Below are 18,460 nucleotides of genomic sequence, written 5' to 3'. Positions count from 1 at the left end.
CCTTAACATCCGCTGTCAAAATGGTCACAGGTCTCTTTCTAATTTATTCATTCACCGCTAATCGTGCGGCTTTCTCTGCATGTATAGCTGTCGTGTCATAGAGGGGGAGGTCGGTGTCTGCTTGTTGGACTAAAAGACCAATCTCTGTACAGCCTAGAATAACAGCTTCTGCGCCAGCATTTTTCAAATCATCAATGATAGCAAGGTAGGTTTGCTTGGAGCTGTCTTTGATGATTCCCAGACAGAGCTCATCATAGATGATTCGGTTGACCTCGGCAATGCCAGCTTGATCTGGAATCAGTACTTCGAGTCCAGCCTCAAGCAGCTTATCCTTGTAAAAATCTTGGGTCATAGTGTACTTGGTACCTAGGAGACCGACTTTTTGAATGCCATTTTCAAGAAGAGCCTCAGCGGTTGCCTGCGCAATGTGCAAAATCGGAATCACGATTTGCTCTTGAATCTGCGGTGCAACCTTGTGCATGGTGTTGGTGCAGATGACAATGAAGTCGGCACCGGCCTGCTCCAGCTTCTGGGCAATTTGGCTCAGCACTTCCGCACTCTTAGCCCAATCTCCGCAGGCCTGATAGCGCTCAATCTCCGCAAAATCAACACTGTAAAGCAGAATCTTAGCCGAATGCAGACCGCCAAGCTCTTTTTTGATTGTCTCGTTGATGAGCTGATAATAAGTCGTTGTGCTCTCCCAGCTCATGCCACCGATAAGACCGATTGTTTTCATGTTTGTTCTCCGATTAGGGTTTTACCATCTCAGTGTGTGAATAAAATAACTATTAATTACAATCTATTCATGCCACAACATTTTTTATATTTTAATCCACTACCACATGGACATTTATCATTACGTTTAATCTTTATCACATGTCTTGGGATTCCAATAATTTCATTGCCAACTTTCCTAAAGCCACCTTTTTCATAATCTTTCTTTTCACGATCATTAATAATCGTTAAACCAATTCCATCCGTTATTAATTTTAATTTACGTAATGTATATACAATTTCTAATATATAAAATATTAACGAAAAGTTACTCAAACACAATTGAGCAAAGTCAACAATAGAACATCTTTCTATTCGTACCTTTCCCTTATACTTATCCTCAAAAATGATTTCTTGCTTATCATAGTTCACCTCTGAACTGTAATGCTGTATTGCATTCCTAATCCTATTTGTCAAACTTGACATAGGCTTGCTAAATGGTTCAGATATGTCAAAATAAGGTTTCTGTGATGATTTGGAATTAATTTTATTAAATTTACTACCAATCTTTTCCAGGTCATTACAATAATTTTTATTATTGCAACATTCAGTGTATGAATTTCTTACAAAAATATTGTTAAGACCTATAACAATATTTATATTATCAAGAATCCATTCATAACTTGAAGCATAAAATTCTTTCATTTCTTTATAGTTACTTGCTGATATACCATAGCGTTCTTGATCTAACCTATCATATTTTCTTATATTATTCAAAGTGACAATGGGTATTAGTGTATGATAAATCTTAGAAAAAGTAATAATATTCTCAAAAGCACTTTTTTCAATTTTATCAAAATTAGGTTCAATATAATTAGTATAACTAAGTATATTATTTCTATGTAATTCCGATAACTGTATCTTCTTCCCTAATTCTGTATACTCAGATAAAACATTCTTTCCAATAACTGAACTTATTCCTGAAATGGTTAATAATAACTGATGTAAAGCCATGGTTGCATCAGTTCTATTATAAACTTTATTAATTGGTGTCAAACCTGTATATTTATCTAATAATTCTTCTAGTTCATGATATAAATATTTATCTTGTCTACCCCAGTATAAATTATATAAACGATAATAATTTTCTAAATCTCCATCTTGTATAAATTCAGCAAATGTTAAAGTACTTTGAAAATCTTTAATATCATTAAAATATTCCTTTTTATCAAATCTTGAAATTTGAGATAAAAATGGTGTTAAACTATCCAAAGCAGATTTCCTTAAACGTAATTTTTGCGTAGGAAAATCTGAAGATATTTCTAAACACCAAATTGGAAATTGAGTAAGTTCATCATAGTCTGGTCTATCATTTTCTAATCGCGTAGCATTTTTTAAATTTAATTTAAATGGTTCAAAATCAACTTGACCACTGATATTTGTTTTACACTCTGGACACACTAGACTAAAAGGCACTGAAAAGTTTCCCATTTGAATTCTTAGGTTTATGCACTTATTACACGTTATACATAAAATAAACTCATTATAAGTCATAAATCCACTCCTTCCCCAAACTCCCTCACTTCATCTGGTTTATCACTAAACACGGTCACATGGCCCATTTTACGGTTGTGCTTGGCTTCTAGTTTACCATAAAGGTGGAGGTGGGCGCTAGGGTGGGCGCGAACATAGGCTTGGGCTTTTTCCATGTGCTGGCCAAGGACGTTGAGCATGATGGCTGGAGCATGGAGATGGATTTGAGGAAGGGGTGCACCGAGCACGCCTAAGATATGAGTGTCAAATTGGGAAAAGTCGCAGGCTTCGATGGAATAGTGCCCTGAGTTGTGAGGGCGCGGGGCGATTTCGTTTACAATGATATCATCGGCTGTCGCAAACATTTCCACGCAGAGAGTGCCTGAGAGATTGAGTTTTTTAGCAATTTGTACTGCCATGGTCTTGGCCTTCTCAGCCAATTGGTCTGAGATACGGGCTGGGACAATGGTTTTTGAGAGGATGTTGTTGCGGTGGATATTTTCCTGAACAGGGAAAACCGTCACGTCCTTGCCATTGCCTGACACGATGACCGAGATTTCAAGGTCAAAGTCTACAAATTCTTCCAAGACACACTCAGCAGCGTTAGCTAATTGGCTAGCGGCAGCTAAATCGTCCTGTGATTTGATGACGACTTGACCATGGCCATCGTAACCGCCTGTAGCCGTTTTCAAGACATAAGTCTTGCCCAAATCCAAATTCTCCAAGTCCAGGCTAGAGGTTACCACCTTGTATGGAGCGACTGTCACACCAGCCTTGTTGTCGAGGAAGTCTTTTTCAAAGATACGGTTTTGCGAAATGCGCAACAAGTCAGTCCCCTGCGGCAGCTGACCGTCCCTGACAACAGCGTCGAGGGCGTCTGCATCGACATTCTCAAACTCATAGGTCAGTACATCACAGCGCGCAGCCAGTTGACGCAAAGCGTCCACATCATCGTAAGGCGCAACAATCATCTCAGACACGCGTGAGGCAGGACAGTCCGCCGTCGGATCCAGCGTCACTACCTTGTGCCCCATGTAAATAGCGGAAATGGCCATCATCTGACCCAGCTGACCGCCGCCGATAATACCAATGGTTTTAGTTGAGCTCATCTGTTGACGCCTCCGCGATTTTTCCTTGTTCCTCTGCAAAATCTGCAAGCAGTTTCGCCAGATCTTGGTCTTCAATGGCCAAGATACGTAGGGCAGTAAGAGCAGCATTAGTGGCTCCCGCTTCCCCAATGGCCATAGTTGCCACAGGCACGCCGCCCGGCATCTGTACAATGGAATAGAGCGAGTCCAAGCCACTGAGAGCGCGTGATTTGACAGGCACACCGATAACGGGCAGCGTTGTTTTGGCTGCTACCATACCCGGCAAGTGCGCTGCCCCGCCAGCACCTGCAATGATGACCTTGATGCCGCGGTCACGTGCTTCTTGAGCATGTTTGAACATGAGGTCTGGTGTGCGGTGGGCTGAGACGACTTTTTTCTCATAAGCCACACCGAACTTATCTAAAACTTCTGCTGTTTTTTGCATGGTGGCCCAGTCGGATTTGGAGCCCATGATAATAGAAATAATTGGTTTCATAATAAGATACAAACGCTGTTAAACGACACCCAGCAAATAAGGAAGTCTGACGACGAGGATAGCCCTCTAGGAAAGACTTATCTTTTTGCCCAGTGTTGTAGGCGTGTTCAGTTCCTTTCGTTTTTTTATGTTATAGCGACTTTTGGTTATTTGCGAAAATCCCGTAGAAAAGAATAAGTAACCTAAACGAAATATTCCTTTTCCTTTGAATAAATGGAATCTTTTACTCAAATATTTTTTAGGGTGGCTGCTTCCACACTGTAATGTTTAACAGTATTATTGACCAGTTTTGTGACACTTCCAGGATTTATCAATAATCGGATTATAATAATGGCAAGAGGAATAAAACTCAAAAAGTCTTTCCAAATTGGTGTTAAAACCTCCTCACTATCACTTTTTAAAAGCCAGTGCCCTGTTGTTTGCAATATCTTTCTCCTGCTCTTGGTTCTTTCAGCAGTGCCAATTATCAATGCCAACAAACTGTGTGTTTTTACTCCAGCCTTTCCTATATAGATATCAGGCTGAGTGCAGCTGCCCTTGCCTAATTCTATCATCATTTTCGGGAAATTAACCCCCGCTTTATAAGCATTAGCAGGTTCAACCATTCTGGGATTGCACTCTATATAATAAAATTGATGATGAACACGTATAAAATCCAAGGTTAGACTTCCATGCCATTTTAAATAACTTCCTAACTTTTCAACATGTTTTTTCGTTATTTCAGATTCTATACTTAATCTAGCAGCAGCTGAACCGCCAGCACCAGATGCAATCTTTATACTTGAATGAACTGCAAGTAATTTCCCTTGATTAAATATTGCTTGAACTTGCCCATATTCTCCATCTATATCTTGCTGAACCATCCATCTCTCATTGTCAATTGACAAGACCTTTACTAGACTTTTCAAATCAGCTTCGCTTGTAATTTTATAAACTGAACGTCCGGCAGTGCCATAGTCTGCCTTTAACCAATAAGGATAAGGAAGTGAAATAGATTCTAGTTTTTCCACACGCTCCCATTTAGGAATCGGCAAATTTAACTGATCTGAAATTTCAGCAAAAGCGATCTTCCCAGCTAACTTTTCAAATTGTTCCTTATCAGCAAGCGCTACTGGCAAACGAGTTGGTAAAAACTTCTTCCCACTTGCCAATAACCAGCCTTCTTCATGTGTTGGCAAAATAGCCACATAATTTTTTTGATGAAGCAGCTGATTAACTTGTTTCAAATAATCTACAGGAAAACGATTCACATCAACTGTCGGAATTCTATGAGTGAGTCGACTGAATCTTGCAATAGAAAACTTATCTAGAGACAAGACATCAACCTTGTAGCCCTCTTTTAGCAATACTGTTAGCGTCTCTCTTGAAGTTAAGCTAGAACCTTCTAAAAATAGCAGTCTATTTTTCATTTTTCAAACACCAAAATTTTATATTCAAGCCTCATGTCTCAATATTTAATGCGCCTGAATTATAAAGCTTTGCTTCCGATGTCATGTCGGTAAAAGAGGCCTGCTGTTTCTTGTTGGGCAAGTTTCTTATAGATTTTGTCCTGCGCAGCTTTGACGCTGTCGGCTGTGGTGACTAGCATGTAGACACGGCCGCCGTTTGACAGCAGCGCTTTGTTATTTTCCGCAAACTTAGCCCCTGCATAGTAGGTGATAATGTCGCTGTCGGTCTTTTCTGGTAAAGCCACGCCTTTTTCGTAGGCCAGCGGATAGCCATCTGAAGCGACCACCACACCGAGGGTCACACCCGCGTCTAGCCAAGTGATGTCAGGCTCCTTACCAGCCAAAATATCCGTGATGTTCTGCGCGAAGTCAGAAGTCAGGCGCGGCAGGATAATCTGAGTCTCAGGATCGCCAAAGCGGGAGTTGAACTCGATGACCTTGGGACCATCAGCTGTCAGGATAAGCCCCGCGTAAAGCACGCCCAGATAAGGACGCCCTTCCCTAATCATGCCTTCAAGCACTGGCTTGACAATACTGTCAACCGACTGGTCAATTACGCTTTGCGGTAGGTGGGGAACTGGTGCATAGGCCCCCATACCGCCTGTATTTGGCCCCTTGTCGCCGTCATAGGCACGCTTGTGATCCTGCGCCGCAGGCATCACGTAGAACTTATCCCCATTGACAAAGGCAAAGAGCGAGAACTCCTCACCGTCCAGAAATTCTTCGATAACCACACGCGCACCAGAATCGCCAAACTTATTGTCCAGCAGCATTTCATGCGCTGCTTCGACCGCTTGCTCCACGGTTTCAGCCACGACCACGCCCTTGCCCAGCGCCAAGCCGTCCGCCTTGACTACGATTGGAGCGCCCTGCTTTTCGATGTAGGCCTTGGCTTCCTCAAAGTCGGTAAATGTGCCATGGGCTGCAGTCGGAACGCCGTATTTGACCATAATTTCCTTAGCAAAATCTTTAGACCACTCCAGCTCCGCCGCTAACTTAGTCGGACCAAAAGCCTTGAGCCCAGCCTGATTAAAATCATCAACGATGCCAGCTGCTAAGGCATCATCAGGACCGATAAAGGCCCAAGCGATATCATTGCTCTTTGCAAAATCAATCAGCTTGGAATGTTCGGAAATTCCAATATTAACCAAATCCAACCCATCAAGGGTCATGCCATCATTGCCGGGCGCCACAAAGACCTGCTCAACCTGCGGAGACTCCAACAACTTCCTCGCAATCGCATGCTCGCGACCGCCAGAACCAACAACCAAAAGTTTCATAGCTAAGATACCTCAATATAAAACAATCACGAGTGCCTGCGCACCCAAACCAACAAACCACGCAAAAACCAGACACTTTTTACGAATTATATAGGATTATTATAACATATTTGTTCGTGATTTTGAAATGACAGGAAAAGAAAAGCACCACAATGTGGTGCAGCGAGAATAATTAAACACTTTTACAACTCTCTGTAATATACAGTAAACCAAGTAATAATTTTATTTCTTGTGTTTTTGTCATTGCTTCGTTCTTTGTAATGACTCTAGGGCCCCCATGCGTTGACAAATTTAAAAATGCTAAAAAGCTTTCGCTTTCATCCTTAGAATTGATAGAAAGAAGTAATGATTTCAATACCCTCTTATCCGCATCATCTAATGTGCTATTATCGATAATATTTTCTCCTTCATTAATAACTTTTCTGTAGTTTTGTAATAAACTTTCTGACTTATCAATCTTTTTGTTATCCAAAACGTCATTTACAACAATTTCAATTAAAGTCCGATAAGCAGCGACTGGAACAAAACTATAATCTTCAGCATTAAAAATTTGATTAATTTCCCCTATAAAACTGATAACATCTGGCTTAAAGTTAATTTTTTTGTTTATTGGCATTACAACTAAATTACTATTAGAAGTTTCTTTAGGAATATCAAAGCTATCTTCTTCTACTCTAAATGTAAAATCAGCCTCATGAATGAGCCCTGTTTTCTTATCGGTTATTTCAATTGAAATTGTATTTTCATTTAAGCGACCAAAATTTATTATGCCTTTATTAAAGTTAATAGTAGGATTATTTTTTGTATCAATATCAAATTTTAGGCCTTTATCCTCTTCACCAAAACTATTTGTAAAGGCGAATAAATCATCAATTTTATAATCTATTCCCTTCTTGAGGATATTTTTACTTTGATTGATTTTTGGCTGTAAGGGTTTCTTCAAAATTATTTTTTGAAAAGTTATTGTACTGTCCGTCTCATTCTTTATTATCCATTCACCCTCTTGATTTTCTTTAAATTCATTAACTTTGTCACCATTGAAACGAATTTCAGTTGATTCTGCTACTAACTCACTCAAATTATCAATTTTATTATTTAAATCATCTATACTGATCCATGATTCAACTGTTCCCAAATCTATTTCTTGTTTATTTTTTGGAATAATATCTAGTCTAATAGACTTATCAAATAAAGTGCATTCTATCTTGTTTGTTTGCTTTTTAAAATTGATAAACGACTTTAATTTAAAATCTTCTTTGATGTACTTTTGAAGATTATCAAGATTCGATGCTTCTTCTTCGGGAATTTGTTTTTGAGTAAATGCATTTAAATCTCTTAATTCATTTTTTAACGAACTACCAATTTTTTGAGTTTCCTCATTTAGCTTTTCAATAAATAGTGCAATCTCATCTGTTAGCTCACTTTGTGCAAATTGGGTTCTGTCTGAGTTAAATTGTATTGAAGGGTCACTAGACTTAACTGAAATATAGCCAATTAATTGTTTTAATACTTCACTATACTTTTTAGTCGTCATCAACTCTGTATTAAACAATGTATAATTGTTAAACAGATTATTATTGATATAAATTAGAGGAGTCAACTCATTAGTATTAGGATTATAAAACAAAGAATTAATGCTACTCTTACCCTTCGCTTTCAAAGAATAAGCAACTAAATCCATATCAACAGAATATTTACTGGAATTAAAGGAAATTTTTTCCGAATATATATCTTGATTTTCTTTACTAAAAATAAGCTCTTGACTATCAGAAGAATATCGTACTCTAAATAATTGTTGTGATCTATTTTGTGTTTCTAATTGAATTCCATAATCAGTTGATTTAGACTCTCCATCTACACTAAAGTTTATGGTAAAGTTTTTATCAGAAGAAATTTTTCCGTCATATACTTTATTATCAATAAAGGAATTTAAAATTTTATTCCGATTTTGTTCCTCACTAAAATACTTATTTAATGTAGATACATTGTAGTCATCAATTTCAATCTGGATTAACGTTCCTACAAAATTATCTGAATTTGAAACCGTAACATCTAACTGCTTATCCGTTATATTATATTCATTAACTAAAGAATCAAAATCTACTGAGAATTCAGATAACTGACCATTTTGAACTGTTTTCCACGATACTTTTTTTCCAAATTTAAAAACAGATAAGAACCCCAACCCCTTCGACCCTTGAGTTAAACGCTGAGTATCTTTTTTGTAAGAAATAACTTTCCCATACTGCTTATCACTGCTTGATATGTGAAATAATTTCTTAATTCCCTCCGTATCCATACCAATACCATAGTCTCGAATGGTAAGTTTTTTCGATTTGGAATCTAATATAATATCAACACTAGGTGAACAAGCATCATATGCATTTTTTATTAACTCATTTAATGCAATAATGTTATTGGGAATTTTTTCTGATAATTCACTCAATATACTACCTGCTACAGTGATGGGTACTTGCTCAAAATTCTTAGGCATCTAAATCTCCTCTTTTTTCCTTAATATTAAAACATATTCCTGATTCATTGACTCTACTGAACAATTCCTTACTTTAGAGACCCGTCTAGGCATTCGTTTCATGGGGATATTACGTGTAATTGATGCTTCTAATTCAAAGCCGACATCTTCAAAATATTCTTGTGTAATATCAGATAGCGGTACAATTTTATTATCAACACGCCTCTCACCCAACGTTAAAACGATTCTTTTATTCTTTTTTAGGACACGCCCCATTTGCTTCATCACTTCGAGATAATCTATTACAAAGTTTTCTACTTTCTTTCGCTTATCTTGAGATATGCTTTCAAGATACTCAGATAAGCAACGTGATTGATAATTTTGTTTATTTCTTTTACCCACTCCGCCTAAGCTATTTGAATCAATACTTGAATAATTATCTATTAGACTTTCATCAAAATTTCCCATATCTTTTCTGTCAATCCAATATATAGGTAACATTGAGTATTGACCGTATGTGACAGTAGTTGAATTATCTCCATAAGGGGGAGAAGTAATAATTAAATCAACCGTATCATTTCCCATTTGCAACAGTATTTTCTCTGATTTTCCAATTTGTAAATTTACTACCTTACTCCTGTTGTATTCTGGCAGATACTCAAAATAGGTATTTATACTTTTTAGAAAATCAGTAATGATATTATTTCTCATAGCTGCAATAGCTCGTTGCTCTTTTATATGTAATTTAAATGTTGAACTTCTTGTATTACTGTATTTTTTTAATATATTAATTAAACATACCCAGTAATACTGCCTCATATACCGATACTTTTCTTTTTGAATTGCGCAACGTATTTTGCTAAATGTCAATATAAAGTCTTTACGATACCATTTTTCTATATTATAAAAATCATGTTTATAAAAGTAAAAATCGTTATCCAGCAGAAGTCTCTCTATTCTTTTATTTGCAGTTTTTGCATACTTCTTATTTACACCTTGTAACTTAACTTTTGTAATCAAATTAGCAAGTGGATTGATATCAATTCCCATAGGAAATAGATCATTCTTTTCCCCTTCTACTAGAGTGGTTCCAGAACCATGAAAAGGATCGAGAATATTTTTTATAGAAGGATCTTCACTTTTAATTAACTTAATCAACTCATACTGCATATCAGGTACCATTGTAGCTGGATATGCACTGATTTTATGAATTCCTGAAGCAGTCACATTTTTAAAGTCCCAATAGTTAAGTCCTTTTGCATTTATTTTTTCAATTAAAGCCATAGTAACCCCTTCTTTTCATCCACATAGCTATTAGTTTAATTATATCATAATTTCATAATACAATATTTTATTCAAATACTTAAAAAAGCAAGCCTCTCAACTCACTTCTTGTATCTTTATTTCTTCAAAACAGCTTCCCAATCATTTGTAAAACCTAAGTGATGTAAATGAATACTAGATTGGTATTTAGTAAACAAGTCTTTTAAACGAGGAATAAAATAATTATTCCATTTATCGCTATCAATGTATAGTTGTTTGATCGCGTATAATTGTGCCATGAGGCGATTTTTAATTTTGATATTTTCAGTCATAAAAGACGGCAGCTGTCTGGGAACTTTCGTGAAACTTCTATAATATAATCTGCCATAATGTGCACAATAGTTTCTGAGGACAACTGCAACTTCAAGGTAGGTACGAACTTGAGCTGTCTTGATATTTAAGTCTTTAGCAATAAGACTTTGAACTGTACTTGGACTGTCGGCATAAAATTTAGAAGTCATACCAAATGAGAAAAATTCAACCAAGACCCAAAGAGGGAATTCGCCATCATACTTGAATTGATGATGTTTGTAAACAGGATCCTTTCTTCGATAGCTCAATTCTTTTTTTAGATTATCCATAAACTCATCGTGTTTATGAAATTTATTAAAGTTCTCCCTATCTTTATAAGCCAAGGCCCCATATTGTGCAGAATGGTGATAGGCTACTTGCGTTCTAAAATACAATTCAATATCTTCAAGATACTCCATTAACAGTAGTCTGAGTTCTGAGTCAAACTGATAGATGCTGTAGATCTTTTCTAGGGATATCTTGCTGCTGTCATATTTTTGAGATTTTTCATCTCTAAAAGGTAGAAAATAAGCAGTTAGCCGATAATAATTGATACGTTTCAGAATAGTGATGGCATATTCCTTGGAAGTTATATCCTCACACCCATGCTCAATTAATTTCGCTACCTGCTCTTCAAAAGTCTTAAATTCTTTGATTTCCATTCAATTATCCATAAAAAAATGTCCGCCTTGTCACATCAGAGAGAGGTGGGCGGTCCTATTAGTCCTATTTTACTAAAGTTAATTAAGATTTGTCAAGAGTGAAATGCGGTACAACAGATATATGAAGCCTCCCAGCTCACTTCTTATAGATTTCCTTCCCTGCCCCACCGCAAAAGACTCCAATCACAATTTCGTCGGCATAAACATTAGCCAAAATACGATAATTGCCCACACGGTATCACCACTCGCCAGAACAGTTAGCTATCAAGCCTTTAACAATCCTATTAAAACAGCCCCGCTTAGACGGAGCTGTTATTTTTTTATTCTTCCTCAGGGTAGGTCATGCCCCATTCTCGGCGCAGCTGGGTCATGATGGTCATGACATCTCGGGTATAATCTAAATACATGGTGTTGTCGATACCTGCGACCGCTTTTTCCATATCACCGACTTCGTAAGCTAGAGCCTTTGCGGTGTCTCCTGCTTCGATTACTTCTTGGTGGCCATCCTCGGTATAGGTAATGACCGCCTTTTGACCGCGCGGATACTCATAAAGTTCGACATAGCCCTTATCATAGGCGATGGTCCCCCGTTTAGGCTGTTTGGCATGAAGGCTGAGAGTAACCGTTGCCATTTGACCTTGGTCATTAGTCAAAAGAATACCGACCTGCTCATCTACACCAGTCGGTGCCAGCTTAACCTGCGATGCTATCTGGTTGGGGCTCGATGCCATAAACCAGCGGACAAAGGACAAAGCATAGACGCCGATATCCAATAAGGCACCGCCGGCTAAATCACGACTAAAGAAACGGTTGGTCATATCATAGTCTTTATAGCTGCCAAAATTCATCTGGATAAGCTTGAGTTCCCCCAATTTTCCCGAATTCACAACCTCTGTTAATTGGCGGTAAATTGGCATGTGGAAAATGGTCATAGCTTCAGCCAAGATGACATGATTTTCCTCGGCCAAACCAATAGCTTCCTCTAACTCTTCAGAATTAAGGGTAATAGATTTTTCGCAGAGCACATGTTTTCCTTTAGCTAGAGCTTTGCGTAAAAAATTGATATGGGTATTGTGGGGCGTTGAGATATAGATAATATCAACATCTGGATCTTCAAACACCTCATCAATCTTATCATAGACTTTCTCAATCCCATATTTTTCAGCAAAGGACACACCCTTTTCATAGGTGCGGTTAGCGACCGAGTAGAGTTTTCTGCCCTGATCCTGCAAAGCCTGAGCTAATTCGTTGGCAATGACACCCGTTCCTAAGGTTGCCCAATTATACTGCTTGGTTACTGTCATGATAATGCCTCCTAATCTTATCTAAGAGTTTATTTATATATTTCATTATAGCAAAGTTCTGCCAAAACCTATCAAGGTAAAGTCAAAAGGGATGAATTCTGCCCAATGCAGATTTCACCCCTTCTCATAAAATGATAGGCCAATTTCAAGAGCACCAGTATAACCAACTGCGTAATCGCTAACTGCTGATTATTTATACCCGACTAAAATTTCCCTTAGATTTCTTCAGGCTGACACTTCTTGATATGTAAGCCCGCTCTTAAAATAACTTACTGCAGTTTTTGTCCATTTACTAACTCATAGTAACGGGCAATAGCTGAATGGTCGTCTGAACCGTAATCATGAGCTTTCAGCACTTGTAAAATTTCCATGGCTTGAGCTGTGAACGGCGTTGAGACATTGTAGGAATGCGAAGCATCCAGAGCGTTTTGTAAATCCTTGATATGCAAATCAATACGGAAGCCTGGCGCAAAGTCACCATCAAAGATTTTTTGTGACTTTTGGTCCATAACAGTTGAGCCAGCAAGACCGCCCCGAATGGCTTCGTAAACCCGTGATGGATCAACACCAGCCTTCTTAGCCAAAGAGTAGGCTTCTGACACCGCCGCAATATTGACTGCAACAATCATTTGGTTAGCCAACTTAGTCAGATTACCAGCACCAACTTCACCGACTAAGGTTACACTGCTAGCCATAGCCTGCAGGACATCCTTATATTGTTCAAAGACTTTTTCGTCGCCGCCAACCATAACAGCAATAGTCCCGTCAATGGCCTTAGGTTCACCGCCAGATACAGGAGCATCTAAGAAGGAAACAGACTGTTCCTTCAATTTATCATGAAACTCTTTACTAGCTACTGGTGAAATAGAACTCATATCAATAACTGCTTGACCGGCACTCAAACCTTCAGCAATCCCATTTTCATCAAACAAGGCTGCTTTGACGTGCGGTGAGTTTGGCAGCATAGTAATCACGATATCGCCCTTCTGAGCGGCATCCTTGCCACTGTCTGCAGCATGACCGCCGGCCGCCACCAAAGCATCAATACCCGCTTGATTAAAATCGAAACCATAGACTTCATGACCAGCTTTTACTAGATTGATAGCCATTGGTTTTCCCATAATACCTAATCCGACAAATCCGATTTTCATCTTTAATTACATCCCTTCTAAATTCTTATTCTACATTGTAACAGACCTTAACAGCAAGATAAATAGTCTATATACTACAATTATAAGGTGTTATCGTCAATTATTTGGTCAATGTACCAAATAAACTGATAAGATTACGACTGGCTGAAGCGACTAAAGTTCTCGTATCAGCCATAGCCTCTTCCAAGCTCATTGGCCGATTAACGACATCAAAGACACCCGCTATACCCTGACGGTAAACGTCATCCAAGTCCAAGGAACGACTACCAACAATAGCCACCGTAGGGACATGATATTTCTGAGCAATGGCAGCAATACCAATAGGAGCCTTCCCATTGATGGACTGGCCGTCCATACGCCCTTCGCCAGTGATAACCAAATCCGCCTGTTTGATGTCTTCTTCAATATGGATCATTTCCAGAATCTTATCAATACCACGCTCTAATTTACCATCCAAGAAGGCCATCAAACCAGCTCCAAGGCCGCCAGCCGCCCCTGCTCCGGGAATATCTTTAATATCCTTTTGCAAACGTCTCTTGATGACCTCAGCGAAATTGGCAAGACCCTCATCTAAAGCAGTAATTAGGTCAGCAGTAGCACCTTTTTGCGGCCCATAAACTGCTGTCGCACCGTTATCACCGCAAAGCGGATTGGTCACATCAGATAGAATATGTAATTCTACCGAGCGACAGCTATCCCTTATAGCAGAAGCATCCAAGTCAGCTATTTTTCCTAAATTTTCAGCTGTCGCTGCTAGTTCTTGTTGGTGGCTATCAAAGAATCTGACACCCAACGCTGATGCCATGCCCAAGCCACCGTCATTAGTCGCTGAACCACCGATGCCGATGTAAATACGTTCTACACCATGCTTCAGAGCATCTTTTATGAGCTGCCCAGTACCGTAGGTGGAAGCTTGCATCACATTTAAAGACTCAGGCGCAATCAAGGTAATACCAGAAGCTGATGCCATCTCCAAGACAGCCGTTTTTCCATCGTCAATAATAGCATAGGAAGCGTTGACAGGGGTACCGAGCGGCCCTTGCACACAAACTGTAACCTTTTCACCGTGATTAACATCAAGAATAGCATCAACCGTTCCTTCACCGCCGTCTGCAATCGCAAAAATTTTGGTCTCATAATCAGGATATAGGCTGCGGATACCTTCAGAAATATAGGTTCCAACCTCTTTAGAACTGGCACTGCCCTTAAAAGAGTCCGATGCAATGACAATCCTTTTCCCCATACAGATACCTCCTGCTAATATTATTATTCAGATGGAAGAAAACCACCTTTGCGCATTTCTTCTTTCATTTTTTCTAGGACAGGGCCTACTGTTGCTTCTGTCGGCAAGATTGATTTACCAACGTCCATTCCCATCAGATTGGCCATATCCTTAGTAGCAGCTGGGAAACTTGCCGCATCCTGAGACAGACGAATTGGATTTAGTTTAAACTGAGCTTCCAGAGATTTATCGAAATCACCAGCAACATAGTAATCATAGATGCTGCTGACCAATCGAGTGTACATATTCGCCGTCGAGCAAACACTGCCGACAGCTCCTACGCAGAGCCCCGGAAATACAACGGTATCCTTACCCGTTAGCACTCGGAAATTGACATCCTGAGTCTGGCGGACCAATTCACTGCAAAATGTGATATCTCCGCTTGACTCCTTGATACCGATGATATTGGGCACATCGTGAGCTAAACGGACAATAATATCCAACGGAACAGAATAGCCAGAGCGACCGGGATTATTGTAAATCAACACGGCCGTATCCGAAATACTGTCCGCAATAGCCTTAAAATGATGGTATAAAGCCTCTGGTGTCGGCTTAATAAACATCGGGTTCAAAATGGATACAGCAGCAATGTCTCTTTTGGCAGCTTCCTGCGCAAGCTCAATACATTTGCGGGTACGAATAGTCCCTATGCCAAAATAAATAGGAACACGACCAGCAGCTTCTTCCAACATCACATCGAGGGCACGAAACATTTCATCCGGTTCAAACATGTAAAACTCTGAATTGCTGCCAAAGGCTAAAATGCCGTGTACCCCATTGTCAATGACATGATTAACAATCTTTCTTAATCTGACATCATCAATATTTTCATTATCGTCTACCGGTGTAATAATCGGAACGATAATACCTTTTACATCGTCTTTATTAAACACTGAGATTGTCTCCTATCTTACTAAACTTGGCTTTTTATTGTCAAATGTCCAATCCGGAATCAAATATTGCATAGCCAGAGCATCATTACGCGCGCCTAGGTTATTATCAAGATAGAGCTGATGGGCTTTTTTGATAGCCTCTAAGTCTGGTTTGATGCCTAAACCGACAGAATCTTTGGCAATATGAATGACACCATCTCTGATAATATAAGGATTTTCGGTCAGAGCCTGACCATCCTGCCAGATATAATGCGTGTCACAAGCATTGATGTCACCCGGTGCTGCAGCAGCCGCATGGGCTACCATGGCCAAGGAAATATCGAAGTGGTTATTGGAGTGAACGCCCCAAGTCATACCAAAGTCATGGCACATCTGAGCGACACGGACAGAGCCCTGCATGGTCCAGAAATGCGGATCAGCAAGCGGAATCGTTACAGAATGCAAAGCAACAGAATGCTGCATTTGCCGCCAGTCTGTCGCAACCATATTAGTTGCCGTCGGAATTCCAGTAGCTTTGACAAATTCGGCCATGACTTCACGGCCACTAAAACCATCTTCTGCCCCACAAGGGTCTTCGATATAAGCAGCAATGCCCTTTAAATCTTTACCGATTTCAATGGCCTCTTTCAAGGACCAAGCACCGTTTGGATCAAGAGTGATACGGGCATTTGGAAATTCTTTTTTCAAAGCTTTAATAGCCTTAGCTTCTTCCTTGCCCTCCAGAACTCCGCCTTTAAGTTTAAAATCCTTAAAGCCATAGCGCTTGTAGGCAGCCTTGGCTAAATCAACAATAGCTTCCGGTGTCATAGCTTCCTTGCGACGCAGGCGACCCCAGTCATCGGAATCGTCATCTCCTTGTAGATAAGGAAGATCGGTTTTATTAGGATCAGCAACATAGAAGAGATAACCCAAGAAAGGCACATCTTCACGAACTTGTCCATCTCCTAAAAGAGCAGCCACTGGTACTTGAAGATGCTGACCCAAAAGGTCAAGCAAAGGCGTTTCTACTGCTGTTTGAACGTGAACAGTTGTCCGGAGATCAAACGTTTGGAGGCCTCGGCCGCCTGAGTCAAGCTGGCCAAATTGCTGACCAATTTCTTTGACAATATTTTTGTACTCTCCGATGCTGCGTCCGACAACCAAGTCTTTAGCCTTTTCTAAAGTATCTGTAATTTTCTGGCCGCCCGGAACTTCGCCGACACCCAGATTACCTGAGCTATCTTCCAGAATCACCACATTGCGCGTGAAGTAGGGCCCGTGAGCTCCGCTCAGGTTTAATAGCATGGAATCATATCCAGCAACCGGATAAACATCCATTTTAACAACTGTAGGCACTGACATATTTTATCCTCCGAAATCATTTTTTATAAATTACTTCTTATTGAAACAGCTGAGCATCTACTTGTAAATCCGGCAAAACATCCTGATTGAGGGTCAATCCTAGGCCTAGACGTGTCGGCACTTTCATCTTGCCATCTACCAATTCTACCTTTTCTTCAAAGAGTCCCACTGTTTCAAACCATTCAAAATGTTCCACCCAAGCATCACCGCTATAGCAGGCTGTCAGCGGTAAATGAAGTTCCATACTGTAGTGCGGTGCCAACACTAAATGATTTTCTTCTGCCCGCTGAAGTACCTTTTGAAACTGTGTGATACCGCCGATACGCGGTGCGTCTAATTGACAGACATCAAAAGCCCGTTTATCAAAGAAAGGAAGGCCTTCTTCGTAACTGGTCAGCATTTCCCCTGTTGCAATCGGTGTCCCCAGAGCTTGTGATAGACGCAGGTGCCCTTCAACATCATGGCAGGTCACAGGTTCTTCAAACCAAACCAGATTGTAGTCATCAAAATACTTACCAGCCTTAAGGGCCGTTGAGACATCCCACTGCTGATTAGCATCAATCATAATAGGGACATCATCACCCAGCGCTTTCCTCAAAGCAGCGACACGTTTGACATCCTCCTTGTAGTCGGGCTGACCGACCTTGATCTTTACACCGCCGACACCTTGTTCCAATACCGTATTGGCATGGGCAATCACTTCGTCAATCGTGTCCTGCAGAAAGCCGCCTGTTGTATTGTAGCAAGGAACGTATTCCTTGTGCTGACCCAAGAGTTTACTCAAAGGGAGACCGGCACGCTTAGCCTTAATATCCCACAGGGCAATATCAAAAGGCGTGATTCCTTGAACAGCAACACCGGTATTGCCGATGGAAATACTGGACCACAGCAATTTATTCCACAGACGACTAATGTCATTAGGATCCTGTCCCAGCAGCAAGGGTGCATATTCTTTTGACAGAGCATACTGAGCCGGGCCGCCGTTTCGTTTGCAGTAGGTGTAGCCCATTCCCGTGTAGCCGCCTTCCGTCTCAATCAGAGCCGCTGTAATCATGACTTCTTTTAGGGGTGTCTGCTTACCTTGGATAACCTTGGCATCACTGACAGGCTTTTTGAGCGGAACGCGTATCAACTTTACTTCAACTTTTGTAATCTTATCTATCATACAATCGAACCTCCAT

At 40.0% G+C, this 18,460-nt stretch carries 15 protein-coding genes; all 15 read right to left on the bottom strand.

Annotated elements, in window-relative coordinates; all coding sequences use genetic code 11:
* Positions 1-43 precede the first annotated feature (43 nt).
* On the bottom strand, positions 44-736 hold the full coding sequence (locus ACFSN5_RS00390; RefSeq protein WP_165213164.1) for an aspartate/glutamate racemase family protein: 693 nt from the start codon (positions 734-736) through the stop codon (positions 44-46).
* Positions 737-792: 56 nt separating this feature from the next.
* Complete coding sequence (locus ACFSN5_RS00385; protein ID WP_165213162.1) at positions 793-2,268, bottom strand: YecA family protein; 1,476 nt, start codon at positions 2,266-2,268, stop codon at positions 793-795.
* Complete coding sequence (gene purK, locus ACFSN5_RS00380) at positions 2,265-3,356, bottom strand: 5-(carboxyamino)imidazole ribonucleotide synthase (RefSeq protein WP_165213160.1); 1,092 nt, start codon at positions 3,354-3,356, stop codon at positions 2,265-2,267. Before purK ends, ACFSN5_RS00385 begins: the two co-directional genes overlap by 4 nt.
* Positions 3,343-3,831 (bottom strand): 5-(carboxyamino)imidazole ribonucleotide mutase, encoded by a 489-nt coding sequence (purE, locus tag ACFSN5_RS00375; RefSeq protein ID WP_004226150.1) that lies wholly within the window; start codon positions 3,829-3,831, stop codon positions 3,343-3,345. Before purE ends, purK begins: the two co-directional genes overlap by 14 nt.
* A gap of 227 nt (positions 3,832-4,058) precedes the next feature.
* Complete coding sequence (locus tag ACFSN5_RS00370) at positions 4,059-5,240, bottom strand: ATP-grasp domain-containing protein (RefSeq protein WP_165213158.1); 1,182 nt, start codon at positions 5,238-5,240, stop codon at positions 4,059-4,061.
* Between the two features lie 59 nt (positions 5,241-5,299).
* Complete coding sequence (gene purD, locus ACFSN5_RS00365; RefSeq protein WP_165329546.1) at positions 5,300-6,559, bottom strand: phosphoribosylamine--glycine ligase; 1,260 nt, start codon at positions 6,557-6,559, stop codon at positions 5,300-5,302.
* Positions 6,560-6,731: 172 nt separating this feature from the next.
* Positions 6,732-9,053, bottom strand: a complete 2,322-nt coding sequence (locus ACFSN5_RS00360; protein WP_165329545.1) for an ATP-binding protein — start codon at positions 9,051-9,053, stop codon at positions 6,732-6,734.
* Positions 9,054-10,316: a site-specific DNA-methyltransferase gene (locus ACFSN5_RS00355; protein ID WP_165329544.1), complete on the bottom strand. Its 1,263-nt coding sequence runs from the start codon at positions 10,314-10,316 to the stop codon at positions 9,054-9,056.
* Positions 10,317-10,432: 116 nt separating this feature from the next.
* Positions 10,433-11,308: an Abi family protein gene (locus tag ACFSN5_RS00350; protein WP_165329543.1), complete on the bottom strand. Its 876-nt coding sequence runs from the start codon at positions 11,306-11,308 to the stop codon at positions 10,433-10,435.
* A gap of 320 nt (positions 11,309-11,628) precedes the next feature.
* The gene (locus ACFSN5_RS00345) at positions 11,629-12,612 is read right to left on the bottom strand and encodes a Gfo/Idh/MocA family protein (protein ID WP_165329542.1); all 984 of its coding nucleotides are present in this window, start codon (positions 12,610-12,612) and stop codon (positions 11,629-11,631) included.
* A 269-nt stretch (positions 12,613-12,881) separates the two neighbouring features.
* On the bottom strand, positions 12,882-13,763 hold the full coding sequence (gene garR / locus ACFSN5_RS00340; RefSeq protein ID WP_165213144.1) for a 2-hydroxy-3-oxopropionate reductase: 882 nt from the start codon (positions 13,761-13,763) through the stop codon (positions 12,882-12,884).
* Between the two features lie 100 nt (positions 13,764-13,863).
* Positions 13,864-15,006, bottom strand: a complete 1,143-nt coding sequence (locus tag ACFSN5_RS00335; RefSeq protein ID WP_165329541.1) for a glycerate kinase — start codon at positions 15,004-15,006, stop codon at positions 13,864-13,866.
* A gap of 23 nt (positions 15,007-15,029) precedes the next feature.
* Positions 15,030-15,938 carry a dihydrodipicolinate synthase family protein gene (locus ACFSN5_RS00330; protein WP_165329540.1) on the bottom strand — a complete coding sequence of 303 codons (909 nt, stop codon included), beginning with the start codon at positions 15,936-15,938 and terminating at the stop codon, positions 15,030-15,032.
* A 12-nt stretch (positions 15,939-15,950) separates the two neighbouring features.
* A complete protein-coding gene (locus tag ACFSN5_RS00325; protein ID WP_165329539.1) occupies positions 15,951-17,279 on the bottom strand; it encodes an enolase C-terminal domain-like protein in 1,329 nt (442 codons plus the stop codon).
* 37 nt (positions 17,280-17,316) lie between these two features.
* Positions 17,317-18,444 (bottom strand): L-talarate/galactarate dehydratase, encoded by a 1,128-nt coding sequence (locus ACFSN5_RS00320; protein ID WP_165329538.1) that lies wholly within the window; start codon positions 18,442-18,444, stop codon positions 17,317-17,319.
* Positions 18,445-18,460: the final 16 nt, after the last annotated feature.

Origin of the sequence: Streptococcus tangpeifui (assembly GCF_044503215.1) — a bacterium.
GTDB classification, from domain to species: domain Bacteria; phylum Bacillota; class Bacilli; order Lactobacillales; family Streptococcaceae; genus Streptococcus; species Streptococcus tangpeifui.
The sequence above is the reverse complement of the archived record's forward strand: the minus strand, read 5'-3'. Positions and strand labels throughout refer to the sequence as shown.